The organism is Dyella acidisoli (assembly GCF_030160295.1).
Taxonomy (GTDB): domain Bacteria; phylum Pseudomonadota; class Gammaproteobacteria; order Xanthomonadales; family Rhodanobacteraceae; genus Dyella_B; species Dyella_B acidisoli.
The window spans coordinates 181,150-187,610 of record NZ_BSOB01000050.1 but is presented as its reverse complement, the minus strand read 5'-3'; the positions used below and the strand labels follow the sequence as shown (position 1 = coordinate 187,610).

Below are 6,461 nucleotides of genomic sequence, written 5' to 3'. Positions count from 1 at the left end.
ACAACTTACCGAGAGCGGTGACGCTAACCAATTGATTTTATTTGCCGATTAACCGGACAGTACTGGCTGGCCCAAAGAAAAGTAACCCAAAGAAATGGCCTGAAAAGCTCATGGCATTGCATCGGTTACAAGCCTTATGGATGACGCCTTTACAAGCCTTATGGATGACGCCTTGCTTTGATCGTTGGCGGGCCCAGCTTCTACCGCGCCGCTATACCGCGAGGCGTCGAAGCATTGAGGGCTTAAAGCGCACCTACCGATAAGTTGAGCTTTACCGAGATCTACCCGATCTGCCTTAAGTCCTCAGCGCTTGGACGCCTCGCGGTATAGCGGGAGCGTCGAACCATGGGCGACCAACCACCTATCTAGCCATACACGTTCAGGCTTTTAGCCTCCCCATGCTGTGAGCCTTTTAGGCCATTTCTTTGGGTTACTTTTCTTTGGGCCCGCAAAGAAAAGTGACTCGGGCCCTTTAGGGGCCGAAAGCTCCGCAGGCAATGCCCCAACAACACGACAGGCCCAGCTGAGGCGAGACGCTAATCAGCGTCAAACCATAAAAGGTCGATCAGCACCTTCAAATAGACGTCTATACGTCCATTCAATTAACTAATTAGAGTGAAAGCCACGCACCGGCGCGGGAGCTTACGACAGACCTTGTTCACAAGTCGTAATTTTGACAACCGTGAATCGAAACATAATTTCACATTTGCATTTTCACGAGTGAATGACGCACCTTACGCCGGCCATTCACAAAAAAGAGGCGTTTTTCAAGGTGAAAAATCAATCAGTGCCGAAAGGGGCGCAGGGGAAATCGCGCACATACTCAAGCGTATTCACTCTTCGCATTGTTAATTTCACATCTCATCGCAAACTTCTGTCGACCGCCGCCGCTGCCCTGGCACTCTCGGCAGTCGCTCTGCCGGCATCCGCAACCAACTGGTGGAACGCAACACCACCTCAAACAATCGGCTCCACCGTACTCGACGTCCGCAGCTTTGGCGCCTCGGGTAATGGGTCTACGGACGATACCGCCGCCATCCAGGCCGCCGTCGATGCACTACCCTCCAGTGGTGGCACCATCGTGGTACCCGATGGCACATACATGATCAATGCAACCAAGGGCATCAGCCTGCGCTCACACACGCGCCTGTCACTGTCCAGCAGCACGTATCTCAAGGCCATTCCCAACAGCTCGGATCGCTACTGGGTGGTGAAAATCTGGAAGGCCGACAACGTCGAGATCGTCGGTGGCCATATCATCGGCGAGCGCTACCAGCATCGTGGTACCTATGGCCAATGGGGCTATTGCGTCAATGTATCGGGCTCGAGCAATGTGTATTTGCACAATGTTTCCCTGAGCGATAGCTGGGGCGACGGCATCTTGGTCGGCGGTCTCGGCTGGGGTAAAGACATGGTGCCCTCGTACAAGGTGACACTAAACGGCGTAAGCGCAACCGGCAATCGCCGCCAAGGAATGTCGATTACACCGGCGAATCAGGTATACATCGTCAACAGCAGCTTCACCAGTTCCAAGGGAAACGCACCGCAGGCTGGCGTCGATATCGAGCCGCAAACGCAGGGTGACGTATCGCAGGTGCGTTTGGAGAACACCACCCTGTCGGACAATGCCGGCAACGGGCTTGAAGTGCACAACCGCGTGAACGGTGTGTCGCTGTACAAAGTGACTGCCGAGAATAACAAGGGTTTTGGCGTGTACACCGGCGACCCGACCAATATCACGATCCAGAGCAGTACGCTGAGCCAGAACTGGTTGTTTGGCGTGAGCATTTCCGCCTATACCAGCCACGTGAAAATTTTCGACAACACCATCAACTACAACGGTGATGCCTGGTTCTATGCACATGGCGTGTCGATCTTCAGTAAGGGTTGGGCACCGCGCGATATTTCCATCGCCGATACCGCAAGCTATGTCACGCAGTACAACAACACCGTATCGCCGATGAAGTAATCAGCGCTTTACTGCGGATAAGTCAAAACCCTCTCCTTCGGGAGAGGGTTTTTCTTTGCGGCACCAGGATGTTTCATCTCGTGGCGTTGAGGGATTGCATCCCAACCTACACAGTCCTGCGTGCATGGAACCGGCGCAATCCCCCATACATCGCCACCAACAACGACACTTCTCCTGCCACCGTTGCAATAGCCGCCCCCATCTCGTGATACCTGGGAATCAATATCACGTTAAACACCACAACCATCACCGCACTCAAGCCCATGGCCACCACGCGATAGCGCATGTGCTGCTCATTGAGCAGGGCCGAGCTGACAGCCGTAGAAAGAAAGCGCACGGGCACGCACACGGCCAACACAGTCAGCACGTGCACGACCGGCCGATATTTTTCGCCAAAGATGATCGGCACCAGCCAAGGCGACACGACGACCAACACCAGCGCTACCAATACACCAGAGGCCAGCATCGCGATGGCTCCGTGGCGATATACCTTCCAGAATTTCCGCGGATCATGCACCGCCCAGCGATGCAGCTTCGATAGCAGGAATTTCTGATACACCGTGGACGGGATAAGATAAATCGCCATCATCACGCCAAGTGCGATGCCGAAGATGCCGGCCTGCGCATTGCCATTGAGATATTTCAACAGCACCGTGCTGATCTGGAAGAAGATCGGATAAAGCGTCGCTTCCAGACCATAAGCCCAGGCCAATGACCAAAGGCGCGCAACGCTGGGCGATCGCCCTGCCATCGGCGCAGTCGGCCGCGGCCCGTGTCCATGCAGCTGTATGCCGCCGCGCATCATCGCCAACAGGCGCGGCAAGGCGAATGCGGCAAACACCAACGAAATCAGGCTGAAACCGATCGCCACGAACCGCCCATCGAGCGATGGCACGATCAGCAGTGCCACAGCCACCAGCATGCGGCTACCGGGCGTGATCAGCTGCCACAGTGCCATCGAATAATGCCGCTCTTCCAGGCGCAACTGGCTGCTGATCAGACTCACCGCCAGTGTGCCCAGCACAATCGGCAGCAACAGCAGCAGCAGTGGCCGTGCGTCCAACGGCGCACCGACGAACGACCACACCGCCACCAGGCTCAGCGTCATCACGGTGCTGCCCGTGATGAAACGCAGCGAGGTCGTCAGCCAGCGATTGCCTTGCCAGCCTTCCACGCCGTAGACCTGCAGCCAGTACTGCGGCAAGCCAAAGCCCGCCAGAGGCGCCACCATCGTCACCGTAGCCAACGATGAAGCGAACAGGCCGTACTCTGCCGGCCCCAGTTCGCGCGCGAGCAGCGCTTGCGTGAGAAAGGCCAGGACCGCACCCAGAGCGGTAGCGATCCACAATACGGAGATGGCGCCGAGCGCGCGGCGCCATCCTTGCGGCAATCGGCCCAAGAGCGAGATGTCGGACGTGGAGGAATTCAAACAGCGGCTCCTTGCTTGATGAGTGCAAGGCTTGGTGAGTGCAAGCCCTTCTCTCACTGGGAGAGCGATTGAAGTGAGAGTGCGATCACTGCGCGAGAACAAATACCTGCACAGTAACGTATGCATCGCATTTCGCTCGAGTTCTCACCCCCAGCCCCTCTCCCGAAAGGAAAGGGGTGTATGTGCTTGCATCATGACCATGACGATTAAGCCTTGGTCGGCCCGTATGCGTAATAGGCATACGCGTAGTAGCCTGCCGCACGCTTCTCCACCAAGTTGAAGATCGCACCCTTGATCGGTACCCGGTTCTGTTCCAGACGCTGCTTGGCCAAGGCAATTTCACGTACCTGGTTGATGCCAAAACGCACCACCAGCAAGCTGGTGCCGACGTGGTTGCCGATCACTGCCGCATCGGTGACTGCCAGCACCGGCGGCGTGTCAATGATGATCAGGTCATAGCGCGGCCGAAGTGTTTCGAGCAGCGTATTGAAGTTGGCATGCATCAACAATTCCGACGGATTCGGCGGAATTTTGCCGCGCGCAATGAACATCAGCTCACCCACGCCGTTGACGGGACGTATCACGTCGCTGATCTGCACCTGCCCTGAAATCAATTCGGACAAGCCGTTTTCCGGTCTGCCACCGATCATGCGATGCAGGAGGCCTTTGCGCATGTCCGCATCGATCAGCAGCACGCGCTGCCCAGCCTGGGCCATCACCACGGCGAGGTTGGACGCCACGAAGCTCTTGCCCGCGCCAGGGCTGGCACTGGAAATCATCAGTACGTTGTTTTTCGTTTCCATTCGCGCAAAGTGCAGGCTGGTACGCAAACTGCGCAGTGCCTCGGTCGCGAGGTCAGCGGGCGCATTCAAGGCCAGCAAGTGCTGATGGTTGCTGGTGTGGCGATAACCAAGACGCATCGCAGCCGCCTTGCGCTGCATATCGCTGAGCGGAATGGACACGTAGACCGGCAGACCCAGGCGCTCGATCGCTACCGGATCCTCCACGCCACGGCTGAGCAGCTGACGCATGTAGAGGAACGCCAACGCCACCAGGAAGCCAAGCACCGCGCCACCAGGAATCACCCAGATCGCACGCGGCCACCACGGCTTGGCCAGATTCACCGCCGATTGATCGATGACGCGCACGTTGCCGACCGTACCGGCACGCGCGATATCCAGCTGTTGCGCCTGGTTGAGCAGGTTGGTGTAAGTCTGACTGGTGACGGTGACATCACGGTTCAACTTGAGCAATTCCTGCTGCGTATTCGGCAACTGGCCAATCTTATGTTCCAGTGCACCTTTCTCGCTTTCCAACTGACCGATCTGCTGTTGCAGCGAGTGGTATTCCGGATGCTCAGGGGTGTAGTGACGCTGGACCTCGGCCATTTGCATGCGCAACTGGTCGAGGTTGGTATCGATCGATACGTTCTGATCCAGCAACGATTGCGTCTGCATGGAAAGATCGACCGAACGCTCCTTGAGCTGGAACGCGTTCAAGGCTTGCGTGGCGCGTTCCAGCTCCTGCTTCACTTTCGGTAGCTGTTCGCGCACGAACTGCAGGCTGTTGGCCGCTTCGGCCGCGCTGCGGTCGACGTTCTGGCGCACGTACAGATTGGTGACTTGATCAAGCAGATTGGTAGCGAGGATTGGATCGATGTTGTTGTAAGTGAGCTGGATGATGCCCGAATCCTTACCCTGCTCCTCCGCATCGATTTTCTTCTGCAGCACGGCGATGGTGTCCATGTGCGAATGACGCACGATGCGGAAGCGCGTACCAGGATTGGCCTGCAGCCCGCGCACCTGCATGGTGACGCCGTTGGCGGCGACTGTCTGGCCGACGTGGCCGCTAACGAGAACGTTGCCGTCCGGATCCTGCAAGGTGTAAGTACCGTGATCACCGGAGATCAGCGCCAGCTTCTCATCGAGCAGATCGGCGGGCACATCGAGTTGGTAGACATCGAGCTGCGAACCACCCCAGTCATACCGGCTCAAGCCGAAAACTGGCGCAGCCACTTCACCCGGATGATCTCCCACGAATTGCCGCGCAAGGAAGGAGCCGATGAGTGGGAAGCGCTTGGGGCTGGCATCGATATCCAGCTTGAGATTCTCGACGGCCTGTCCAAGCACTTTACGCGAGGTGAGCAGCTGGATTTCGGTCACCGCCTGCGAGGTGGAAATACCGAGTGTTTCGGTGAGATCGCTCATGCCGGGCAAGGTTTGCGCTTTCTGCTCAACCTGCACGGATGCGCTGGCCTGATAGATCGGCGTAGCGAGTACCGCGTACAGCACGCTTATCAGAAGGAACACAATGGTGATCGAAGCGATCAGCCACTTGTTATCGACCAGCGTTCCTAGCATTGCACGCAAATCAATGTCTTCGTCGCGTGCCGCGAAGGTCTGCTTGGTGGTCATAGGCCGCTCCTCAAAAGGATACTCATACTCATAGATAGCGAAGCCAGCTCTCGACGCCGCGCTCAATCATGGCGTGGACGTGTTCGAACACTTGTCGTGACTGGCGATAAGGGTCGGGGACATCGTCGGCGTCCTGCCATTTGTCGAGCAGAAACATTTTGCCGCTTGCCTCCGGCGCCAGCCGTGAAGTGGCAGCAAGGTGATCGCGCTCCATCGCCAGCACGAGATCAGCCTCACGCAACATGGTTGCATTGAGCTGGCGCGCACGATGCCCGGCTGCATCGATGCCTCGTTCTTTCAAGATCTGCATTGCTTGATCATCCATAGGGCGGCCCACCAGTGCTTTAAGACCCGCACTGCTGATGTGGATGTCGCGATGCTTCAACTTGTCGCGGAAGATAAATTCCGCCGTTGGACTTCGGCAGATGTTGCCTACGCAGACGATCAGGATGCGCTTGAACACGTATGGAACCACTCCCGCCGCTTGTGCGATTGCAAAACACCATAGACCTTACTCTTTTCTTTAAGTCGTACATTTCAACGCTTTTAAGTCGCTTCGCGCATTCGCGCTCATGCCCATCATCTAAAAATCGGATGAAGGTATAGCGCTTCTTTCGTCAAAAGCGCATAGATTTTCCAAAACATTCGG

The 6,461-nt window shown here is 56.8% G+C and carries 4 protein-coding genes; 1 reads left to right on the top strand and 3 read right to left on the bottom strand.

The window, feature by feature from the left end:
* Positions 1-772: 772 nt before the first annotated feature.
* A complete protein-coding gene (locus QQJ86_RS19495) occupies positions 773-1,969 on the top strand; it encodes a right-handed parallel beta-helix repeat-containing protein (protein WP_284322638.1) in 1,197 nt (398 codons plus the stop codon).
* Between the two features lie 106 nt (positions 1,970-2,075).
* Here the strand turns inward: QQJ86_RS19495 and QQJ86_RS19490 are convergent, their stop codons facing one another.
* From QQJ86_RS19490 to QQJ86_RS19480, 3 genes are all read right to left on the bottom strand, one after another.
* The gene (locus QQJ86_RS19490; RefSeq protein ID WP_284322637.1) at positions 2,076-3,398 is read right to left on the bottom strand and encodes an oligosaccharide flippase family protein; all 1,323 of its coding nucleotides are present in this window, start codon (positions 3,396-3,398) and stop codon (positions 2,076-2,078) included.
* Positions 3,399-3,604: 206 nt separating this feature from the next.
* Complete coding sequence (locus QQJ86_RS19485; RefSeq protein ID WP_284322636.1) at positions 3,605-5,812, bottom strand: polysaccharide biosynthesis tyrosine autokinase; 2,208 nt, start codon at positions 5,810-5,812, stop codon at positions 3,605-3,607.
* Between the two features lie 28 nt (positions 5,813-5,840).
* Positions 5,841-6,275, bottom strand: coding sequence for a low molecular weight protein-tyrosine-phosphatase (locus tag QQJ86_RS19480; protein ID WP_284322635.1), 435 nt, complete (start codon positions 6,273-6,275; stop codon positions 5,841-5,843).
* Positions 6,276-6,461 lie beyond the last annotated feature (186 nt).

Bases quoted from the DNA above. Each gene is read 5' to 3' on its own strand.
- QQJ86_RS19485 (WP_284322636.1), bottom strand. From the start codon at position 5,812: ATGACCACCAAGCAGACCTTCGCGGCACGCGACGAAGACATTGATTTG.